The sequence below is a fragment of the Streptomyces sp. TBY4 genome (genome assembly GCF_024213195.1).
In the GTDB taxonomy this organism is placed as follows: domain Bacteria; phylum Actinomycetota; class Actinomycetes; order Streptomycetales; family Streptomycetaceae; genus Streptomyces.
The window spans coordinates 1-19,757 of sequence record NZ_JANAVF010000019.1; the positions used below are offsets into that span (position 1 = coordinate 1).

Consider the following 19,757-nt stretch of genomic DNA (forward strand, 5'->3'; position numbering starts at 1 on the left):
GCGCCACAAATCACGCTTTACGTCCCGGCCAACACCCCACCCCGCCCCCGTCCCCGCCCCGGCCGCCTGCGACCCCCCGTGCCCGGCCCCGGCTGGGGGCGGGGTTTGGTTTTTCAGCCGTCCGGCGTTTGAGGACCGGGGTCTGGGGCGGAGCCCCAGGGGGGCCGGGCGGAGCCCGGGGTCCCCTTCAGCCCGTCCGGCGTTTGAGGACCGGGGTCCGGGCCGGCCCGGGGAACGGTGGAAGGGTGGGGCGGGGACTTTGCCCCGCAGGGCTCCCCGTCGGGGGTCAGCGGCAGATGGCCAGGGCGTCCAGGGCGACTGCGCCCTGGCCTCGGGGGAGGACCATCAGCGGGTTGATGTCCAGCTCCGACAGCTCGTCGCCCAGTTCCAGCGCCATCCGCTGCACGCGGAGGATGACCTCCACCAGCGCATCGACATCGGCGGGAGGAGCGCCCCGTACCCCCTCAAGCAGCGCGTGCCCGCGGAGCTCACCGAGCATCGCCCGCGCCTGGTCCTCCCCGAAGGGCGGGACGCGGACCGCCACGTCGTGCAGGACTTCGACGAGGACACCGCCCAGGCCTACCGTCACCGTGGGGCCGAAGAGTTCGTCCTGGGTGACGCCGACGACCATTTCGACGCCGCGCTCCACCATCTGGCAGACGAGGATCCCGTCCAGCGGGACGTTCTCGTAGCGCGCGATGTCCGTCAGTTCGCGGTAGGCGTCGCGGATCTGGCTGGCCGAGGTCAGGCCGATCTTCACCAGGCCGAGCTCGGTCTTGTGCGCGAGTTGTGGGCCGGAGGCCTTCATGACCACCGGGTAGCCGACCAGCCCGGCCGCCCGTACGGCCGCTGCGGCGCTGGTCACCAGTTGTTCCCGGGGCACCCGGATTCCGTAGGCGCGCAGGAGCTGCTTCGCCGCGTGCTCGCTGAGCTGCTGGCCCGGGCGCATGAGGGCCTGGGCCTTGCGGAAGGAGGGGGAGGTGGTGCGGGGGGCGTCCTCGAAGGGGGAGCGGTAGGCGGCGGTGAAGCGGTGGTGGTCGAGGTAGGCGCGGACGGCGGTGATGCAGTTGCCGAAGGTGCGGAAGGTGGCGACGCGGGAGGAGCCGAGGAGGGTGGTGCGGTAGGCCTCCTCCGTGCCGACCGGGGAGCCCCAGATCACGCAGATCAGTTTGTCTGTTTGCTCGGCCGCGTCCACCAGGTCCTGGGCGAGTTTGTCGCTCATGGGGGGGAAGGGGCCCGTGATCGGGCAGATCAGGACGCCGACCGAGGGGTCCGCGAGGATGGCGTCGATGATTTTGCGGCCGCGCCAGTCGCCCACCGGGTGGCCGCCGTTGTCCACGGGGTTGGAGACGCCCAGGTAGGAGGGGATCCACTGGTGCAGTTCGTCCTGCTTGGCTTGGGAGAGGGTAGGGAGGGTCAGGCCCGCCTCGGTCGCCAGGTCGGAGAAGTGGGCGCCCGTGCCGCCGGAGATGGAGTAGACGACGACCCCGTCGGCGAGCGGCTTGCGGGCTCGGGCGAGGAGGGCGGCGGTGTCCTGGAGTTCGTCGAGGCCGTCGACGCGGATGACGCCGAACTGCCGCATGGCGGCGTCCACGACGGTGTCCGCGCCGGTCAGCTTGCCGGTGTGCGAGGCGGCCATGCGGGCGCCGGTCTCGGTGCGGCCGACCTTGACGGCGACGACGGGCACGCCGTTGCGCGCGGCCCGGTCGGCGGCCAGGAGGAACTGCCGGCCGTCCTTGAGACCCTCCACGTAGCAGGCGATGGCTCCGACCTCGGGCTGCTCGGCGAAGTAGGAGATGAAGTCGGAGGTTTCGAGGTCGGCCTCGTTGCCGGTGGGTGCCCAGTGGGAGAGGCGGATGCCCAGCTCCTGGAGGGTGTAGACCGGCCGGCCCTGGTGGCCGGACTGGGTGATGAGCGCGATGGCCGGGCCGTCGAGGTCCTCGCGGAACTTCTCGAAGGCGTTGAGATTCGTGTTGGGGCCGAGGAGGCGCAGGCCGGAGCGCTGTACGGCGGCGCCGAGGCGGGCCTGTGCGGCGGCGCCCTCGTCGCCGGTCTCGGCGAAGCCCGAGGCGAAGGCGACGGCGAATTTCACCTTGGCTTCTGCTAGTTGCTCCACGACCGGGAGCGGATCCGCCACGAGGAGGACGGCTAGGTCCACCTGTTCTGGGAGGCCGGCCACGGAGGTGTGGCAGGGCAGCCCGAACACCGTCGTGCGGGTCGGGTGCACGGGGTGCAGCCGGGCACCGACGCGTTCCGCCCAGGCGATGAGCTGGCGGGTGATGCCGGTGTTCGGTCTGCCGTCGGCGTCCGAGGCGCCGATGACCGCCACGGACTCGGGCCGGAAGAACCGGTCCAGGTCGGGAGCGTCGGCGTGCAGGGGCCGACCGCTGACGTCCAGCGCGACCGTGTCCTCGGCGGACGGGGCCGCTGTGGAGTGAACGGCCGTCCTGGGGGTCTCCCCGCAGGCTTCGACACGTGCGCGGAAGTCGGTGGTGAGGGTGCCGTGAGTAGATCCAAGCATCGTTCCGCCCGCTCCTGCTCGATGAACCTCGACGAATCTCAATAACTGACGCGTAGTCAGATTACTGAACTGACGTGCCGTCAGGAACAGGGATGCACAGGAAAGCTGGTGGAGGTGATGTGCGGATCGGCCGGGGTGCGGTGGGTGGAGGGCAGGAGGGAGTCGTTCAGGGAACGTTGTCAGATCGCCGGGGGGCGGTACAGACCAGTATTCGGCCGAGGTCAGAGGCCGTGGCGGGCCCGGAGGCTTACCAGTCCCGGGGGGCGATGAGCTCCTCCACGCCCGCGTCCGGGAAGCCGTACGCGGAGGCCACGAAGGCGAAGTCCTCGGCTATTTCCTCGCGGGCCACGGTCTCGATCTCGCTCCCCGCGGCCTCGAACTCCGCTTCCAGCAGGTTGAACTCCTCCGTCGCCGCCCCCGTCAGCGCGTACAGCGCGGCCAGGTCCGAGGGCCGCTCGGCCTCGATGCGCGCGCACAGCCGGAGCAGGACGGCCCGTCTCTTGTCGAGGACGTGGTCCGGGGGCTGGGGATCCGGGGGCTACGCCTTCAGCGTGCGGGCGATGGCCTTGGCGATCTTCTCGGCGTCCAGGGCCAGTTCGCGGAGGTTGCCGGAGATGGGGTTGGTGAAGCCGGTGAAGAAGAGGCCCGGGGCGTCGGGCGGGGTGCTGGCGCCGTGCGTACGGGGGCGGCCCCGGTCGTCCAGTACGCCGAGGCCGCCGACCAGGCCCTCCAGGGCGCGGCGGTAGCCGGTGGCGGCGATCACGGCGTCCGGGGTGATCCGGGAGCCGTCCGCGAGGACCACCTCGGCGCCGTCGAAGGAGTCGACGGCGGCCACGGGCTCCACCCGGCCCGTGCGGACCGCATCGATCAGGCCGACGTCCTGGACCGGGATCGCCCCCTGCTTGACCCTGCTGTACAGGCCGGTGGTGGGGCGCGGGAGTCCGTACGCGGACAGGTCCGGGACCGAGACCTTGCCGACGATCGCGCCGAGCCGGTCCACCAGCCGGACGGGCAGGCGCCGCACCAGGATCCCGGTCCGCTGTGCGGGCCAGCCGGCGGTGGAGCGGCGCAGGACGTGCGGGGCCGTGCGCACCGCGAGCCGGACCCGGGCGGCTCCGCCCTCGGCGAGGTCGACGGCTATCTCGGCGCCCGTGTTGCCGACGCCGACGACGAGGACGTCGCGGCCGGCGTAGGGGGCGGCGTTGCGGTACTCGGCGGCGTGGGCGAGGGGGTGTGGATAGGCGTCCCGGCCCGGCCAGTCGGGGAGGTGGGGCGTGTGGTTGAAGCCGGTCGCCACCACGACCGCCCGGGCGGCCATGACCCGGCCGCCGGTGGCGTGCAGGGTCCAGCCGGGGGAGTCGGGGGAGTCGGGGCGGGAGTCCGCGGCGGGCTCGATCCGGGTCACCTCGATGCCGGTGGCGATCTCCAGCTCGTGGAACTCGGCGTACTTCTCCAGGTACCGCACCACGTTCTCGCGGGCCACCCAGCGTCCGAAGCGGCGCGGCATGGGCAGGCCCGGGAGGGCGGAGAGCCGGCGCGTGGTGTGCAGGTGGAGGCGGTCGTAGTGCCGCCGCCAGGAGGAGCCGACCGACTCCGACTTCTCCACGACCACCGCGCGGACCCCGCGGGCCCGCAGCGCGGCGGCGACGGCGAGGCCGCCGGGGCCGGCGCCGATCACGTAGACCGGGCGGGGCTGGGTGGACAGGTCGGGTGCTGCGGGGACTCCGGGCATGAGGTGTGAGCGTATCGCCGCAGGGGCGCGGTGGGTCTCGGACGAGGAGGGAATCGGTTGCGGATCGATTACGGGGAGTGGTGGGGGGTGGGTGGAAGTGGGGCGGGGTGGGGCGTTGGGGGTGGGGGCTTGTGGGATGGGGTGGGATCCGGTGAACTGACGGTACGTCAGGTTGTCGGATGGGGGTGCTGCGCCCCGGAGGAGTGGTGTCGTGAGTACTGGAGCCGGTACGGCTGCGCGGTTCGACCTGCCGGAGATCGACGAGTTCACGCGGCCCTACTGGGACGCGGCGGCGCAGGGGCGGCTGTTGCTGCGCCGCTGCGGGGAGTGCGGGAAGGCGCACCACTACCCGCGGGAGTTCTGCCCGGCCTGCTGGGCGGGGGAGGACCGCGTGACGTGGGAGACGGCGAGCGGGCGCGCCACGCTGTACACCTGGTCGGTGATCCACCGGAACGACCTGCCGCCGTTCGGGGAGCGGGTGCCGTATGTGGCGGCGGTGGTGGATCTGGAGGAGGGGCCGCGGATGATGACCGAGGTCGTGGGTGGTGGCGTGGAGGTGCCCGAGCTGCGGGTGGGCATGGACCTGGAGGTCCGCTTCCGGGAGGCGGCGGAGGGGGTCTGGGTGGCGGTGTTCGCCCCGGCGGGCGGCTGATCCGCGGGGCCCCGTCCGGGGGCGGGTGGGTGGGCCCTGCGGGGCTGTCCCCTACCCGCCCTTCCACCGTTCCCCGGGCGCTGCCCGGACCCCGGTCCTCAACCGCCGGACGGGCTGAAAGACCCTGGGGCTCCGCCCCAGACCCCGGTCCTCAAGCGCCGGACGGCTGGAAAGGCGAACCCCGGGCGGCTGAGGAGAGGGTGGGTCAGGGCCACAGGAGGTGGTGGGTCCAGGGGGTGGTGGGGGTGCGGGTGTAGCGGAGGCGGGTGTGGAGGCGGGCGGGGTCTCCCTGGAAGAACTCGATCTCCGTGGGGGAGAGGACGTACCGGGTCCATGTCGGCGCCGGGGCGTCCGGCTCCGTACCGGCCCGCTCCCAGGACTCCGCCGCCACGGCGGCCAGTTCCTCCCGGGAGGCCAGCGGCTCGCTCTGGCGGCCCGTCAGTGCTGCCGCCAGCGCTCCGCGCGTGCGGGCGGCCAGGTCGGCCCGGCTCTCCGCCGCGTCGCAGGCGGTGACCTGCCCCCGGATACGGATCTGGCGGGCGACCGCGGGCCAGTAGAAGCCCAGGGCCGCGGCCGGCTGCCCGGCCAGCTGGCGGCCCTTGGTGCTGGTGGAGTGCGAGGCGAAGTGCAGGCCGCGCTCGTCGGCGTCGTGCAGCATGAGCGTCCGTACGTCGGGCCGGCCGTCCGCGTCCACCGTCGCCAGGCTCATCGTGTGCGGCTCGGGCTGCCCCGCCTTGGCGGCGTGCGTGAACCACTCCCGGAACAGCTCGAGCGGGTCGGCCGGTGCGGTGGCCGTGTCGAAGGAGGGCAGCGGGCCGTCCCAGACGCGGAGGGAGTGCAGGGTGGTGTGGAAGTCGCTCACGCCGTTCATGTTGCTCTTCATTTCTCAATCGAACACCAAACGGCTTGGCCGTCACTACGATGTGCGGGTTTTACGTGCTTTGCGTGAGACGTGTGCCGTGAGCCGTGTGCCGCGAGGGTGGGGAGACGTGGGAATGGACAGCAGCGTCAGAGTTGGCTTCATGCGGATACGCAGAGCCGTGGCGGCCTTCGCCGTTGCCGGGGTGGTCGTGGCCTGCGGGCCCGCGTCCGGGGGTGGTGGGGCTCCGGCGGTCCCGTCGAGCCCCGCTCCGGCAACGACCGGTGCCACCTCCGCACCGGCGACCCCGCCCCCGCCCACCTCCGCGGCGCCGGCTCCGGCCCCGTCGCCCACGCCGACGAAGGCTCCGCCGCAGACCCGGACACCGGCCCCCGCCGACGCGAAGCCGGCTCCGACCCCCAGCCGCAGCGCGGCGAAGCCCCCGGTCGCCAGCAGGACGCCGCAGGAGCCCCCGAGCGGGGCCTGCGAGATCGTCTCCAACGCCGGGAACTGCTACAACGCCGGCCAGTTCTGCCGCAAGGCCGACCTCGGCCGCTCCACCCATGCCGCGAACCGGCGGATCATCTACTGCCGCATGGACGGCACGCAGCCCCGCTGGCAGTACTAGGGGCTATTCGATGACGGCAGTGGCTTCGACCTCGACCAGGAGGTCCGGTTCCCCCAGTGCCGCGACGCCCAGCAGGGTGATCGGCTTGACCGGGTCGATGCCGAGCTTCGCCGCGGCCCGGCCCACGCCCTCACCCAGCAGCGGCATCTTCTCGGGACTCCAGTCGACGACGTAGACGGTCAGCTTCGCCACGTCGTCGAAGGAGCCGCCGATCCCGGCCAGAGCGGTGGCGATGTTGAGGTAGCACTGTTCGACCTGGGCGGCGAAGTCGCCCTCGCCCACGGGCCGGCCGTCGGCGTCGCGGGCGACCTGCCCGGCCAGGAACACCAGCTTCGAGCCGGTGGCGATCGACAGTTGCCGGTAGACCTCGGGCTTCGGCAGCCCCTCGGGATTGACCAGCGTCACGGGCATGGAAGGCCCCTTCCTCTTGGTGTCGGGAACAGCTTCGGGAACGGCATCGGGAACGGCGGGATCCTCACCCCCATCAAAGCATGGAGGTGCTATGTATTGTGGGGTCATGGCGAGGACGAAAGATCCGGCGGTCCGCTCCCTGTTGCTCGAACGGGCCGCACAGATGCTGCGCACGCGACAACCGGTCACGCTCCGCACCCTGGTCGCCGGTACCGGCATGTCGACGATGGCCGTCTACACCTACTTCGGCGGCATGGACGGCCTGTGGAAGGCGCTGCGCCAGGAAGGCTTCACACGCCTGGGCGCCAAGCTCGCGGCCGTGAAGACGTCCGCGGACCCGGTACGGGACCTCGCCGCACTGGGTGCCGCCTACCAGGCCAATGCCATCGAGAACCCGGATCTCTACCGCGCCATGTTCGACGCGGGCTTCGATCTCGAGGACGCCGGCGCCGCGGACGAGACCCTGGACCGCCTCGTCCGCACCGTCGACCGGGCCAGGGCCGGCGGCCGCTTCCGTGACGAGGTCGACCCGCTGGAACTGGCGACCCAGAGCTGGGCGATCGGCCATGGACTCGCCTCGCTCGTCGCCGCGGGCCCCCTGCCGCACCAGACGCTCACCTACGGCGTTCCCATGCTGACCGCACTGTTCACCGGCGCGGGAGACGAACCCGGCCGGTGCCGCCGGTCGGTCGAGCGCGGATGGGGACGCATTCCCCCGGCCTAGGGGCGGGAACGCGGAACGGGGGCGTCCCGGCCGGCCTGTTCGGCCGGGCGGGACGCCCCCGTGGGCGTCAAGGTGTTACGGGGATCAGTCGAGGACGTCCGGGATCGGCTCGGTGGCGCTGCGCTGCAGCGACGCCGTGGCGGCCGGGCCCGCGGCCCAGTCGATGAGCTTGATCGCGTCCGCGTAGCGCTCCTCGTCCTTCAGCAGGACGCCGATGACGGTCTTGCCGTTGCGGGTCGCGGCGAAGACGAGGCACTTGCCCGCGGCCGTGCCGGTGCCGGTCTTGACGCCGATGGCGCCCGGGATCCCGTAGCCGGTGGGACGGGGCTGGACCAGCAGGTTGGTGTTCTTCCACGTGGCGATGGTGGAGGTGCCGCCGCTGCTGTACGCGGTGGTCTTCACGATCGCCTTGAAGTGGGTGTACTTCATCGCGGTGCGGGTGAGCTTCGCGAGGTCGCGCGCGGTGATGTAGTTGCTGCCGCGCGAGATGCCGTCGAAGGTGTCGTAGTGGGTGTTCGTCATGCCAAGGTCTTTCGCCTTGGTGTTCATCTTCGAGATGAAGCTCTGGACGCGTGCCGCCCTGGTCGAGCCCTGTCCGAAGGCGTCGGCGAGCGCGTAGGCCGCGTCGCAGCCCGAGGGCAGCATCATCGCGTACAGCAGCTGGCGGACGGTGGGGGTGGCGCCGACCTTCAGGTACGCCGAGCTCGCGCCTTCCCTGGCGACGTAGTTCAGGTGCTCCTGCTGGATCGTGACCTTCCGGTTGAGGTCGAGGTTCGACCTGGTGAGGACGACCAGGGCCGTCATGATCTTCGTGGTGCTGGCCCCCTCACGCCGGGTGTCGGCCAGCTTGCTGCTGAGCGTGGAGCCCGTGGAGGCGTCCATCACGAAGGAGGAGGCGGCCGTGGTGGGCGGCGCGGCGGCGGCCTCGGCGGGCGAGGCGACCGTCAGGAGGGCCCCCGTGGCGACGGTGACGGCGAGAGCGGCACGCGAGCGCCGCAGCAGGTTCGATATCAAGTCAGTTCCCGTAGTGGCTGGAGAATCCCCGAAGGGGCCGGGGACACCGAGGTGCCGGCCCCTCCGGGAGCTTACGCAGCCCCGACGGCGAAGGGATCAGTGCCGTCCGGGAATGACGGTGCCGGAGGAGGCTTCCTCCCTGTTTGTGCACATGGCCCGTGCCGGGGACGCGGAGATCAGTCGAGGACGTCCGGGATCGGCTCGGTGAAGCTGCGCTGGAGCTTCGCGCCGGCCGGTGCACCGTCCGGCGCGCCGAGGGCCCAGTTGGTGAGCTTGATCGCGTCCGGGTAGCGGTCGTCGGACTTCAGCAGGACGCCGATGATCGTCTTGCCGTTGCGGGTCACGGAGAAGACGAGGCACTGGCCCGAGGCCGTGCCGCTGCCCGTCTTGACGCCGATGGCGCCCGGGGTCTGGTAGGCGTGTCCGGGCTTGATCAGCAGGTTGGTGTTGAGCCACGTGGCGATGGTGGACGTGCCGTCGCTGCTGTACGAGGGGGTCTTCACGATCGCCTTGAAGGTGCTGCCCTTCATGGCGGCGCGGGTGAGCTTCGCGAGGTCGCGCGCGGTGGTGAGGTTGGCACCGGTCGGCGAGATGCCGTCGAAGCTGTCGTAGGTGGTGTTGGTCATGCCGAGGGTCTTCGCCTTGGCATTCATCTTCGCGATGAAGTCCTTGACGCGGGCCGCCCTGGTCGTACCCGAGCCGAAGGTGTCGGCGAGCGCGTAGGCCGCGTCGCAGCCCGAGGGCAGCATCATCCCGTACAGCAGGCGGCGGACGGTGGGAGTGGCGCCGGCCTTCAGGCCGGCCGAACTACCGCCCTGCAGGTAGACGTAGTCCAGGTGCTCCTGACGGACCGTGACCCGCTTGTTGAGGTCGAGGCCCGGCGTGGTGAGGACGACGTAGGCCGTCATGATCTTCGTGGTGCTGGCGACTTCGCGCTTGGTGTCGCCGAGCTTGCTGGAGAGCGTGGCCCCGGTGGTGCCGTCCATCAGGAAGGCGGAGGCGGCCAGGGTCGGCGGCCCGGAGACGGCGGCCTCGGCCGGTGCGCCGACCGTCAGGAGGGCCCCCGTGGCGACGGTGATGGCGAGAGCGGAGCGCGAGCGCCGCAGCAGGTTCGATAGCAAGTCAGACCCCGTGGTGGTGGCTGGAGATTCCCCGTGGGGGGCCGGGGACACCGAGGTGCCGGCCCCTCGGGGAGCTTACGCAGCCCGACCGACAAGAGATCAATTCCGTCCGAGGATGACCGTTCCCGAGGAGCAGAACCAGCCGCCCGTGCCCGAGGCGACGGCCACCTGGGGGAGGGCCCCGCCCCGTTTGCGGACCTGCCCCTCGCCCGCCTCGCCGCGGAGTTGGCGTACCGCTTCGACGAGGAGGAAGAGGCCGCGCATGCCGGGGTGGCAGGCGGAGAGTCCGCCGCCGTCCGTGTTGACCGGGAACTCGCCGTCCCGCAGGAGGCGGCCCTTCTCCACGAAGGCGCCGCCCTCGCCCTTGGCACAGAAGCCGAGGTCCTCCAGGGTGACCAGGGTCATGTAGGTGAAGGCGTCGTAGATCTCGGCGAGGTCCACGTCCGCCGGGGTGAGCCCCGCGCGGGCGAAGGCCTGGCGGCCCGAGGCCGCCGCCGGGGAGACGGTGAAGTCCTCCCACTCCGACATCGTGGTGTGCGAGACGGAGGTGCCGGAGCCGAGGATCCAGACGGGCTCCTTGGCGGTGTCCGGTACGTAGTCCTCCGCGGCCAGCAGGACCGCGCAGCCGCCGTCCGAGCGGATGCAGCAGTTCAGCTTCGTGAAGGGGTCCGCGATCATCCCGGAGGAGAGGACGTCGTCGACCGTGATGGGGTCGCGGAACATCGCGTCCGGGTTGGTGGCGGCGTTCGCCCGGGCCTGGACGGCCACTTCGGCCAGCTGCTCCAGCGTCGTGCCGTACTCGTGCATGTGGCGGCGCGCGGCCATCGCGTACTTGGAGACCAGCGTGTGCCCGTACGGGACCTCGAACTGGAGCGGTCCGCGGGCGCCGAAGGAGAGGTTCGAGGTGCGGCGGCGGGCCTTGATGTCGGCGCGCGCGGTGGATCCGTAGACGAGGAGGACGGCGTTGGCGTGGCCGGCCGCGATCGCGTCGGCGGCGTGGGCGGCCATGACCTCCCAGGTGGAGCCGCCGACCGAGGTGGAGTCGACCCAGGTGGGCCGCAGGCCCAGGTACTCGGCGACCTCCACGGGCGCCAGGATGCCGAGGCCGGCCGAGGCGAAGCCGTCGATCACGGACCGGTCCAGGCCGGAGTCGGCCAGCGCCCGGCGGGCGGCCTGCGCGTGCAGGGCGTACGGGGTGGGGCCGTCCACCCGGCCGCAGTCCGAGAGGGCGACGCCGACGACGGCGACCCGTCGGCGGGGCCGGGCCTGACGGCCGGCGGGGGCGGTGGCGGGGGCGGAGAGTGGTCCAGGCATGGAGCGACGGTACAGCTGACGGAGCGTCAGATGCTAGGGGTGCTTCCGGGGTGACCGGGCGTCGCCGGGGTCGACATGGCGTTCCCGGCTGTCGAGGCCGGCCCGCGCCGCCCGGTCCCCACCTGCTTTCGGGTGTTCCCGCCCCCTGTGCATCTGGCGCTGCCCCGCCTAACATGACGGCCCGTCAGATACGGGGAGGAGCCCGACGATGGATGCCGCCTTCACCGCGGAGCAGGACGAGATACGGCGTACCCTGCGCGAGATCCTGGGCAAACGCTGCGGCCCGGACGAGGTCAAGGCCGCCGTCCGCACCGACGCCGGACACGACCGCGAACTGTGGCTGCAGCTCGCCCGGCAGCTCGGACTGCCCGGCATCGCCGTGGCCGAGGAGTACGGGGGCGTCGGCTGCGCCGCCGCCGACCTGGTCCTGGCCTGCGAGGAGACCGGGCGGGTGCTGCTGCCCTCGCCGCTGCTGGCCACCGCCGTGCTCGCCGTGCCGCTGGTCACCGCGCTCGGAACCGGGGAGCAGCGCTCCGCCCTGCTCCCGCCGCTCGCGGCGGGCGGGCTCACCGCCGCGCTCGCCGTGCCCGGCCCCGCCCTGGCCACCGCCCTCGCGCTGACCGGGGACAACGCCCCGGGCGAATGGGCCGGCGGCGGCCGGGCCGGCGGGGTGCAGGCCCGCGCCGTGGACGGCGGCTGGCGGCTGTACGGGGAGGTCGCCCAGGTGCTCGACGGGCACAGCGCCTCGCTGCTGCTGGTCGCCGCGCACACGGGAGGCTTCGCCCGCAGCCGCACCCTGCTGTTCCTCGTACGGGAGGACGCACCCGGCCTGGTGCGGACGCGGCAGACCACCCTGGACGAGACCCGCCCGCAGGGCCGCATCCAACTCCGCGACGTCGAAGCCGAGTTGCTGGGCGGCTCCGAGGACGCCGATGTGGCCGGAGCCCTCGCCGCCACCGGACGCGGCGCCGCCGCCGTGCTGGCCGCCGAGGCGGTCGGCGCGGCCGGGCAGGCGCTCGCCCGCACGGTGGAGTACGTACAGCAGCGCGAGCAGTTCGGCCGGGCCATCGGCTCGTTCCAGGCGGTCAAGCACCGCCTCGCCGACCTCTACGTACAGGTCCAGGCGGCCCGCTCCGCCGCCTACTACGCCGCCTGGGACCCGCAGCAGGGCGGCCTGGCCCTGGCCCAGGCCCTGGAGGCGCTGCGGATCACCGCCGGCGAGGCCATCCAGCTGCACGGCGGCATCGGCTTCACCTGGGAGCACGACGCGCACCTCTACTTCAAGCGGGCGGCCGCCGACGAGCTGCTCTTCGGCCCCGTCCACCGGCTGCGCGCCCACGCCGCGGACGCCGCCGGACTGTTCGCCCCCGCGGCCCCCGCACCCGGATCACCCGCAGCCGCACCAGCCCCCGCCCCCGCCCCGCTGAACGAGAAGGTGGCCGTCTGATGGCGCCCGGAGTCAAGCTGATGCAGAAGGTCTCCTCGACCATGCTGTTCGCCAGGATCGCACCGCACTTCATCCCCGCCATGGACAAGGCGGTGCACAAGCTGACCCGCGGCAAGGTCATCCTGAGCGCCCAGATGCTCCCCGGCGTGATCCTGACCGCCAAGGGGGCCAAGACCGGCGAACCGCGCACGACCCCGCTCGCGTGCATGCCGGAGCAGGACGGGGTGAGCTGGATACTGATCGGCTCGAACTTCGGCCGCCCCGGACACCCGGCGTGGACCGGGAACCTGCTGAAGAACCCCGACGCCGACGTGAGTTGGAAGGGTCAGGACATCGCCGTACGCGCCCGCCTGCTGGCGGGTGAGGAGCGCGCGGCGGCGTGGCAGGCGGTGCTGAAGTTCTGGCCGCCGTACGCGACGTACCAGGCGCGCATCGAGCGCGAGATCCGGTTGTTCCGCCTGGAGCGTCGCTGATCGGGGCGGAAGTCCCGTGAGGGTGGCGGCGGACCCGGTGGGGGTCCGCCGCCTACTTCGTCGGCTTCTTGCCCGTGATGCCCAGGTGGACCAGGAGTGCCAGGTTCGGCTTCAGTTCCGCCTGCTTGACGCCCCAGGTCTGGAAGCCCTTCTGGTGTGAGGCGACCGCCGCGAGCATGGCGACCAGCGAACCGGCCATCGCCGCCGGGCTCACGTCCTTGTCGACCTTGCCCTTGGCCTGGAGCTCCTTCATCGACTCCGTGAGGGAGTTGGTGACGGAGTTCAGGATCTTCATGCGGATCTTGTAGAACCGCTTGTCGCCCTCGGCCGCGCCGAGGTCGACGACCCGCAGGATCGCGTCGTTGCGCCGCCAGAACTCCAGGAAGCCGTCGACGAGTTCCTCCGCCGCCGACCAGCCCGCCTTGCCGACCCACGCGCGCCCCTCGACCAGCGAGGTGAGCTGCGCGCCCTCGTTGGCCATGCGCTCCGCGATCTCCAGGACGGCGCCTTCGACGTCCGGGAAGTACTGGTAGAAGGTCGCGGGGGAGGTACCGGCCTTGCGGGCGACGTCGATCACTTTGACGTCGCGGTACGGCGAGGAGCTGAGCATCTCGCTGAGGCAGTCGAGCAGCTTCTGCCTCGTCGCCTGACCGCGCCGGCCGGCAACGCGGCCGTCGACGGTGCGTACTTGTCCTGTCATGCCGTCAGCTTACCGAGGGGTGATCGGCGCGCGATTCGGCCGCCTGCAAATGGGGTTACGGGCTGCCTGGCCTGGGCGTACGCCCGTCCCGGCCGGCCGCGGCGACGGATTTCGGCCGGGCGGGCGCCCCGGGCGCGCCGTCCGGCCGGGGCCCTGTCCCCCGAATAGTCTTATCAACAGGCTGTGGACAAGTTTTCGGGCACATCATGATCCGGAGGACATGGCTGGGCGAGCGAGGCAGAACGTGCGCGGAGGGTGCACACCCTTGCACACCCCCGCACAACGGAAGGAACCGGGCCCATGGCCGCATTCGCGGAAGGCGCACCCTGCTGGGTCGACGCCTCCCTCCCGGACGTGGAAGCCGGCAAGCGCTTCTACGGTGAGCTCTTCGGGTGGACCTTCAACGAGGGCGCGGGACCCGAGTACGGGCACTACACGCAGGCCTACAGCCGCGGCCGCAACGTCGCCGCCCTCGCCCCCAAGCCCGACGGCCGCATGCCCACCGTCTGGGGCGTGTACCTCTACACCACCGACGCCTACGCCTGCGCCCAGCGCATCCGCGCCGCCGGCGGCCAGATGGTGATGGACCCGATGCCGGTCGGCCCCTACGGGACCGCCGCGATGGCCGCCGACCCCGGCGGGGCCGTCTTCGGCCTGTGGCAGCCCGGCACCCACCACGGCTTCGACGCCCAGAACGAGCCCTACACCTACTGCTGGTCCGAGGTGTACACCCGGGCCCGCGACGCCGTGGACGTCTTCTACGCCAAGGTCTTCGGCTACGTCCCCGAGGACCAGAACGACGAAGGGTCGGGCGTCGAGTACCGGGTCTGGTCCCCGCCCGGCACCGCGCCGGGCTCGGAGACCGCCGTGCTCGGGCGCAGCCTGATCACCGACGCCTTCCCGGAGATCATGCCCGCGCACTACCTCGCGTACTTCGCCGTCCCCGACTGCGACCAGTCCGTGGCGATGGTGCAGCGCCTCGGCGGCCGGGTCACCGCCGATCCCTTCGACACCCCGTACGGGCGCATCGCGGTGGTCGCGGACAACCAGGGCGCGGTCTTCGGCCTGCTCTCGGAGCCGCGGACGAGGACGGGCGGCTAGCCGCTCCCGTCCTCACCCGGTCCCGCTACGGGTTCACCGCGAGGTCGTCCCGGCGGCTCTCGGCGTCGAGGTGCCGGCCGTCGGAGTCGCGGTAGCGGGCGATCCAGGTGCCGGTGGCCTCGGCGGTGAACTTGCCGGCGAAGTTGCCGCGCGCGTTGGTCGTGGTGCTGCCCTTGAGGACGTACTCCTCGCTGCCCGCGGGCTGGAAGTAGAACAGCACGGTCTGGTCCGCGTAGGACTTCGCCGGGTTCCCGTGGCTGAGGGTGCCCCTGATGGTGAACTGCTGGCCCACGCGCACCGGCTCCGGGTACGCGTTGTACTTCGTGATCGCCGTCGCCGTCCGGGTCAGCTGGACCGGCTCGGTGACGGAGCCCGGCATGTGGGCCGCGGCGGCGTACTGGAGCCGCCAGTAGCCGTTCGCCTGGCCCGGCAGCGTCTGGTCGAACCGGGCGGTGGTGAAGTCCACGGTGAACACGGTCCGCGTCTTCCAGTCCGTCTTGCCGTCGGCCGACTGCTGCACCTCGATCAGGGCGGGGCTCTGGCTGAGGGGCTTGTGGGTGAGGGCCCCGGTGAACCGCACGCCGGCGGCGTCGACGGTGGCCTCGACCTCCCTGAAGTAGCTGACCTCGACGACCTCGACGTCCGTGCCGACACTCACGTAGCGCAGCCACGGGGACCGGCCGCCGGCCCACGTGGTCTTCACGCTGCCGCCGTGGGCCGCCCGCACCTGCCGCGCGAACCGGCCGTCCGACCCGGTCTTCGGCTCACCGGTGAGGTCGGCGCGCACCGGCGTGCCCTCGGGGACGGGCACCTGCGTGCCATCCGGGGTGATCCGGACGGCCCGGCCCGTGATGGTGACGGTCGAGCCGTAGCGGGTCTTGATCTTCCGGGACTCGGGGTCGAGGACGATCTCGGCCTTCTGCCGGACGGCGCGCGCGGTTTCGGCGCGCGACCCGGCCATGATCTCCGGGGTGTCGAGGACCTCGACGCTCACATCGGTGTGGTTCTCGGTGCCGCGGAAGGTGAACGGGGCGGACAGGTGCCCCTGCGCGTCCGTGGTCGCCTCCTGCGCGGTGCGCTCGACGGCGAGGCGGACCTTGGTGTTCTTCAGGGGAGCGCTCGCCCCGGTCCGCGGGTCGAGGGTGGTGACGTCCGCCGACACGGTGGTCGTGAGGTGGTCGAGGGACACCCCGTCCGCCGCGTCGACCTTGGTGACCACCGCGCGCAGCCGGTAGTCGAAGTCCCCGCAGGAGACGGGATCGGAGTCGGGGCCGAGTTCGAGCCCGTAGATCCCGAGGGCGGACAGCTTGAGCGGCTCCGAGACCAGCTGGAAGCCGGGGGAGATGCCGTCCGGGTCGGCCACCTTGCGGAAGGAGTCGACGGAGGCGACGCGCAGCCCCGTCGTCTTGTCCCGCAGGTGGACGGCGAGGCCGTCGGGCACGCCCGTCCCGTCCCGCCCGCTGGAGACGGCGAGCGACCCGTCCTGCCGGGCCGCCATGTCCGGCGGGCAGGCGGCGGAAGCGTTCTGCTCCGGCACGGTCGCGGGCGCCCCCGATGCGGACGGCTGCGGCCCGGACGGCTCCGGCGCGACCTGCGCCGGCACGGCCCGCGCCGCCCCCGACACGGCCATCCCCCCGAGCAGTGCGGTGGCGGCGACGACGGCTGAGGTCAAACGGTGACGCACGGATCCCCCCGGATCTTGACGAGCTGAACGGTGGTTGGACCCGTGACACCCCCGATGGGTTGTACGCCGGGCGGAGTTCTTGCGGGTGACGCGCTACGGGTTTCCCCGCACCCCGCGCACGGACGCCCGCCGTGCCGGGGCCGGACCAGGCGCGGGCCTGACAGAATCGGGGGTGCGCGACCCGGGCCGACCCCCGGAGTGAGACGCTGCTGGGGGCAGGGACCCGCGGCGGCTCGCGCGCATCCGGTGACGTGACGGCGATGACGGCGATGCCACCGGCGATGGCTGGAAGAGCGGGGTCCGCGGAGGTCCCCGTACGGGGATGGGTGTGGAGGCGAGTGGTGGAGCAGCTGACGCAGCACGACCCGAGACGGATCGGCCCCTTCGAGGTGCTGGGACGGCTCGGCGCCGGCGGCATGGGGCTGGTCTATCTCGCCCGGTCGGCGTCCGGACGCCGGGTGGCGATCAAGACGGTCCGCACCGAGCTCGCCGAGGACCAGCTGTTCCGCGTCCGCTTCACCCGTGAGGTGGAGGCGGCCCGCGCCGTGTCCGGCTTCTACACCGCGGCCGTCGTCGACGCCGACCCGCGGGCGGCCGTGCCCTGGCTGGCCACCGCGTACGTCCCGGCGCCCTCCCTGGAGGAGATCGTCCACGAGTGCGGGCCGATGCCCGCGCAGGCCGTACGGTGGCTCGCGGCCGGCATCGCCGAGGCGCTGCAGTCCATCCACGGGGCGGGCCTGGTCCACCGCGACCTGAAGCCCTCCAACGTGCTCGTCGTCGAGGACGGCCCGCGCGTGATCGACTTCGGCATCGCCAGCGGGGTCTCCAACACCCGCCTGACCATGACGAACGTCGCCGTCGGCACCCCCGCCTACATGTCGCCGGAGCAGGCGAAGGACTCGCGCAGCGTCAAGGGCGCCAGCGACGTCTTCTCGCTCGGCTCCACGCTGGTCTTCGCCGCCACCGGGCACCCGCCGTACCACGGGGCGAACCCGGTGGAGACGGTCTTCATGCTGCTGCGCGAGGGCCCGAACCTGGAGGGGCTCCCCGACGAGCTCCGCCCGCTGATCGACTCCTGCATGCAGATGGACGCCACGCAGCGGCCGACTCCGGCCGACCTGCAGGCGCAGCTCGCCCCGCACCTCTTCGAGGGCGGCGACGAGAGCGGCACCGCCTCGGCGTGGCTGCCCGAGCGGGCCGTCGCGATGATCGAGGCCCGGCGGGCCGGCCACCGCAACGCAGCCGCGGCGGCCGCTGCGGCTGCTGTGCCGAAGCCCTCGCTTCCCCGCGCCGGGGTCTCCGCGCCCATCGAGAGCGTCGGCCCCGGTCCCGCCTCCGGTCCCGCCACGCACCGCCGCCCGCGCGGCGGGGCCGACCCCTGGACCGATCCGCGGACCGGCCAGGCCCTCCCGGAGCGGCCCGAGCGCCCGCCGATGGCCCCCTCGGGCGAGCCCGTGCGGCTCGGCGGCTCCCCGGTGCCGATCGGGCCCGGCCCGCAGGCCTCCGCCGCGGCGCCGGCCGCCCACGCCGCCGCCGCGGACTCGGCGACCGGCTGGATCCGGCCGCCCGCCGGGACCCCGGTGGCGGGCCCCACGCCCTCGGCCGTCGTACCGAGCCCCGGTCCGGCCCCCGACAGCGGCCGGTGGCGGCCCTGGCGGTTCCGGATGTCGAACGAGGTCTGGGGCACCCCGACCGTCGCCGGCGACCTGCTCTACGTCACCTCCTTCGAGGTGCACGCCCTGGACGTGGCCAGCGGCCGCCGCCAGTTCAAGACCCGTGACGTCGCCTGGTCCATGGCCGTCTCCGACGGCCGCATCCACGCCTCCGACGGCCCCTCCCTCTACGCCCTCGACGCGGGCGACGGCTCCGAGCGCTGGCGGCTGTCCGCCGACGCCTGGGTGTACGCGCTGCGCGCCGACCGGGGCACCGTCGTCACCGCCACGCGCGGGGGCGGCGTACAGGCCTGGGAGGCGTCCAGCGGGCAGAAGCTGTGGGAGCTGACCGGCGCGCAGAGCGACTTCGAGACCGCCGAGGCGGCCCCCGTCCTGCACGACGGCACGGTCTACGTGTGGCAGGACGCCCGGCTGCGCGCCCTGGACGCCCGCTCCGGGCGGGAGTCCTGGTCGTACCCGGTCGGCGACGCCGCCTCCTGCGGGAACGTGCCCGTCCGGGTCGCCCCCGGCCCCGACGGAAACGTCTACGTCGCCGCCGGCACCCGGGTGATCTCCGTCGACCGGGCCTCGGGCCGGGTCCGCTGGCACTTCGAGGCCCCCGCCGTGTTCCTCGCGCCCCCGGCCTTCGCCCCCGGCGCGGCCGTCACGGGCGGCGGGGTCTACCTCGCGGACTACCTGGGCACCGTCTACGCCCTGGACGCGGCCACCGGCAAGGACCGCTGGCGGATCGCCACCGAGCCCCGGCAGTCCGCCGACCCGGTGCTCGTCGCCGCCGGCAACGTCCACCTGGCCGCGGGCAGCGCCGTGTACACGCTCGACGCGGTCACCGGCACCCCGAAGTGGCGGTTCGCGGCGGGCGGCGAGATCACCGGTTCCCCGGCGGTCGCCGACGGCCGCGTCCACTTCGGCTCGGCCGACCACTGCCTCTACACCCTCGACGCGGTGGGCGGCCAGCTCCGCTGGAAGCTGGCCACCGGAGGGGAGATCACCGGAGCCCCGGTGGCCGAGGCGGGCGTGGTCTACGCGTGCAGCAAGGACCGCTGCGTCTACGCGCTGGACGCCGCCAAGGGCACGGGGACCCGTACGGGCGGGTGACCCGGCCCGTCCGCCGTCTGAGCTGGGGCTGAGCCGTCCGGGGGCGCGGTCGCGGCCCCCTCGGGGTCGCGCACCGCACCAGGAGTGACAGGATGGACCCCATGAGCAACGTATTCTTCGACATCAAGATCGACGGCGCGGACGCCGGTCGCATCGTCTTCAACCTCTTCGACGAGGTCGTCCCGAAGACCGCCCAGAACTTCCGCGAGCTGTGCACCGGCCAGAACGGCTTCGGCTACGCCGGCTCCGGCTTCCACCGCGTCATCCCGCAGTTCATGCTGCAGGGCGGTGACTTCACCAACCACAACGGCACGGGCGGCAAGAGCATCTACGGCGAGAAGTTCGCCGACGAGAACTTCACCCTGAAGCACGACCGCAAGTACCTGCTGTCGATGGCGAACGCCGGCCGCAACACCAACGGCTCGCAGTTCTTCATCACCACCGTCCTCACCCCGTGGCTCGACGGCAAGCACGTCGTCTTCGGCGAGGTCGTCTCGGGCCAGGAGCTCGTGGACCAGATCGAGAAGCTCGGTTCCCCCTCGGGCTCCGTCAAGGGCAAGGTCGAGATCGCGGCGTCCGGCGTCGTCGAGGCCTGATCCCCACCCCGC

General features: G+C 72.6%; 17 protein-coding genes and 1 pseudogene. 8 read left to right on the forward strand and 10 right to left on the reverse strand.

Annotation, left to right across the window (positions count from 1 at the left end; translation table 11 throughout):
* Positions 1–286 precede the first annotated feature (286 nt).
* From NLX94_RS32425 to NLX94_RS32435, 3 genes and pseudogenes are all read right to left on the reverse strand, one after another.
* Complete coding sequence (locus NLX94_RS32425; protein WP_254386704.1) at positions 287–2,521, reverse strand: acetate--CoA ligase family protein; 2,235 nt, start codon at positions 2,519–2,521, stop codon at positions 287–289.
* A 247-nt stretch (positions 2,522–2,768) separates the two neighbouring features.
* A pseudogene (locus NLX94_RS32430) lies at positions 2,769–3,041 on the reverse strand (DUF5713 family protein); the annotation flags it as partial.
* Positions 3,042–3,059: 18 nt separating this feature from the next.
* Positions 3,060–4,253: an NAD(P)/FAD-dependent oxidoreductase gene (locus NLX94_RS32435; protein ID WP_254386705.1), complete on the reverse strand. Its 1,194-nt coding sequence runs from the start codon at positions 4,251–4,253 to the stop codon at positions 3,060–3,062.
* A gap of 211 nt (positions 4,254–4,464) precedes the next feature.
* On the opposite strand from NLX94_RS32435, the gene NLX94_RS32440 reads away from it, so the two are divergent.
* A complete protein-coding gene (locus tag NLX94_RS32440; RefSeq protein WP_254386706.1) occupies positions 4,465–4,905 on the forward strand; it encodes an OB-fold domain-containing protein in 441 nt (146 codons plus the stop codon).
* A 205-nt stretch (positions 4,906–5,110) separates the two neighbouring features.
* Here NLX94_RS32440 and NLX94_RS32445 read toward each other — a convergent pair whose 3' ends face one another.
* The gene (locus NLX94_RS32445) at positions 5,111–5,788 is read right to left on the reverse strand and encodes a pyridoxal 5'-phosphate synthase (RefSeq protein WP_254386707.1); all 678 of its coding nucleotides are present in this window, start codon (positions 5,786–5,788) and stop codon (positions 5,111–5,113) included.
* Between the two features lie 139 nt (positions 5,789–5,927).
* Here NLX94_RS32445 and NLX94_RS32450 point away from each other — a divergent pair, with 139 nt between their 5' ends.
* Entirely contained in the window at positions 5,928–6,392 is a 465-nt protein-coding gene (locus NLX94_RS32450; RefSeq protein WP_254386708.1) for a hypothetical protein, read from the forward strand.
* Positions 6,393–6,395: 3 nt separating this feature from the next.
* On the opposite strand, the gene NLX94_RS32455 is transcribed toward NLX94_RS32450, so the two are convergent.
* A complete protein-coding gene (locus NLX94_RS32455; protein ID WP_254386709.1) occupies positions 6,396–6,803 on the reverse strand; it encodes a RidA family protein in 408 nt (135 codons plus the stop codon).
* A 106-nt stretch (positions 6,804–6,909) separates the two neighbouring features.
* On the opposite strand from NLX94_RS32455, the gene NLX94_RS32460 reads away from it, so the two are divergent.
* Positions 6,910–7,527, forward strand: coding sequence for a TetR/AcrR family transcriptional regulator (locus NLX94_RS32460; protein WP_254386710.1), 618 nt, complete (start codon positions 6,910–6,912; stop codon positions 7,525–7,527).
* 84 nt (positions 7,528–7,611) lie between these two features.
* Here NLX94_RS32460 and NLX94_RS32465 read toward each other — a convergent pair whose 3' ends face one another.
* From NLX94_RS32465 to NLX94_RS32475, 3 genes are all read right to left on the reverse strand, one after another.
* Positions 7,612–8,541 carry a D-alanyl-D-alanine carboxypeptidase family protein gene (locus NLX94_RS32465; RefSeq protein ID WP_254386711.1) on the reverse strand — a complete coding sequence of 310 codons (930 nt, stop codon included), beginning with the start codon at positions 8,539–8,541 and terminating at the stop codon, positions 7,612–7,614.
* Between the two features lie 176 nt (positions 8,542–8,717).
* A complete protein-coding gene (locus NLX94_RS32470) occupies positions 8,718–9,662 on the reverse strand; it encodes a D-alanyl-D-alanine carboxypeptidase family protein (protein WP_254386712.1) in 945 nt (314 codons plus the stop codon).
* A gap of 99 nt (positions 9,663–9,761) precedes the next feature.
* The gene (locus tag NLX94_RS32475) at positions 9,762–10,976 is read right to left on the reverse strand and encodes an acetyl-CoA acetyltransferase (protein WP_254386713.1); all 1,215 of its coding nucleotides are present in this window, start codon (positions 10,974–10,976) and stop codon (positions 9,762–9,764) included.
* A 208-nt stretch (positions 10,977–11,184) separates the two neighbouring features.
* On the opposite strand from NLX94_RS32475, the gene NLX94_RS32480 reads away from it, so the two are divergent.
* Positions 11,185–12,423 carry an acyl-CoA dehydrogenase family protein gene (locus NLX94_RS32480; protein ID WP_254386714.1) on the forward strand — a complete coding sequence of 413 codons (1,239 nt, stop codon included), beginning with the start codon at positions 11,185–11,187 and terminating at the stop codon, positions 12,421–12,423.
* Positions 12,423–12,896, forward strand: coding sequence for a nitroreductase family deazaflavin-dependent oxidoreductase (locus NLX94_RS32485; protein WP_254386715.1), 474 nt, complete (start codon positions 12,423–12,425; stop codon positions 12,894–12,896). Before NLX94_RS32480 ends, NLX94_RS32485 begins: the two co-directional genes overlap by 1 nt.
* Positions 12,897–12,948: 52 nt before the next feature.
* Here the strand turns inward: NLX94_RS32485 and NLX94_RS32490 are convergent, their stop codons facing one another.
* A complete protein-coding gene (locus NLX94_RS32490) occupies positions 12,949–13,596 on the reverse strand; it encodes a TetR family transcriptional regulator (RefSeq protein ID WP_254386716.1) in 648 nt (215 codons plus the stop codon).
* 300 nt (positions 13,597–13,896) lie between these two features.
* Here NLX94_RS32490 and NLX94_RS32495 point away from each other — a divergent pair, with 300 nt between their 5' ends.
* Complete coding sequence (locus NLX94_RS32495; RefSeq protein WP_254386717.1) at positions 13,897–14,697, forward strand: VOC family protein; 801 nt, start codon at positions 13,897–13,899, stop codon at positions 14,695–14,697.
* Between the two features lie 25 nt (positions 14,698–14,722).
* Here NLX94_RS32495 and NLX94_RS32500 read toward each other — a convergent pair whose 3' ends face one another.
* A complete protein-coding gene (locus NLX94_RS32500; RefSeq protein ID WP_254386718.1) occupies positions 14,723–16,369 on the reverse strand; it encodes a hypothetical protein in 1,647 nt (548 codons plus the stop codon).
* A 353-nt stretch (positions 16,370–16,722) separates the two neighbouring features.
* On the opposite strand from NLX94_RS32500, the gene NLX94_RS32505 reads away from it, so the two are divergent.
* Both NLX94_RS32505 and NLX94_RS32510 read left to right on the forward strand, forming a co-directional pair.
* The gene (locus NLX94_RS32505; protein WP_254386719.1) at positions 16,723–19,149 is read left to right on the forward strand and encodes a PQQ-binding-like beta-propeller repeat protein; all 2,427 of its coding nucleotides are present in this window, start codon (positions 16,723–16,725) and stop codon (positions 19,147–19,149) included.
* Between the two features lie 101 nt (positions 19,150–19,250).
* Complete coding sequence (locus NLX94_RS32510) at positions 19,251–19,745, forward strand: peptidylprolyl isomerase (RefSeq protein WP_254386720.1); 495 nt, start codon at positions 19,251–19,253, stop codon at positions 19,743–19,745.
* The last annotated feature ends 12 nt before the right edge of the window (positions 19,746–19,757 follow it).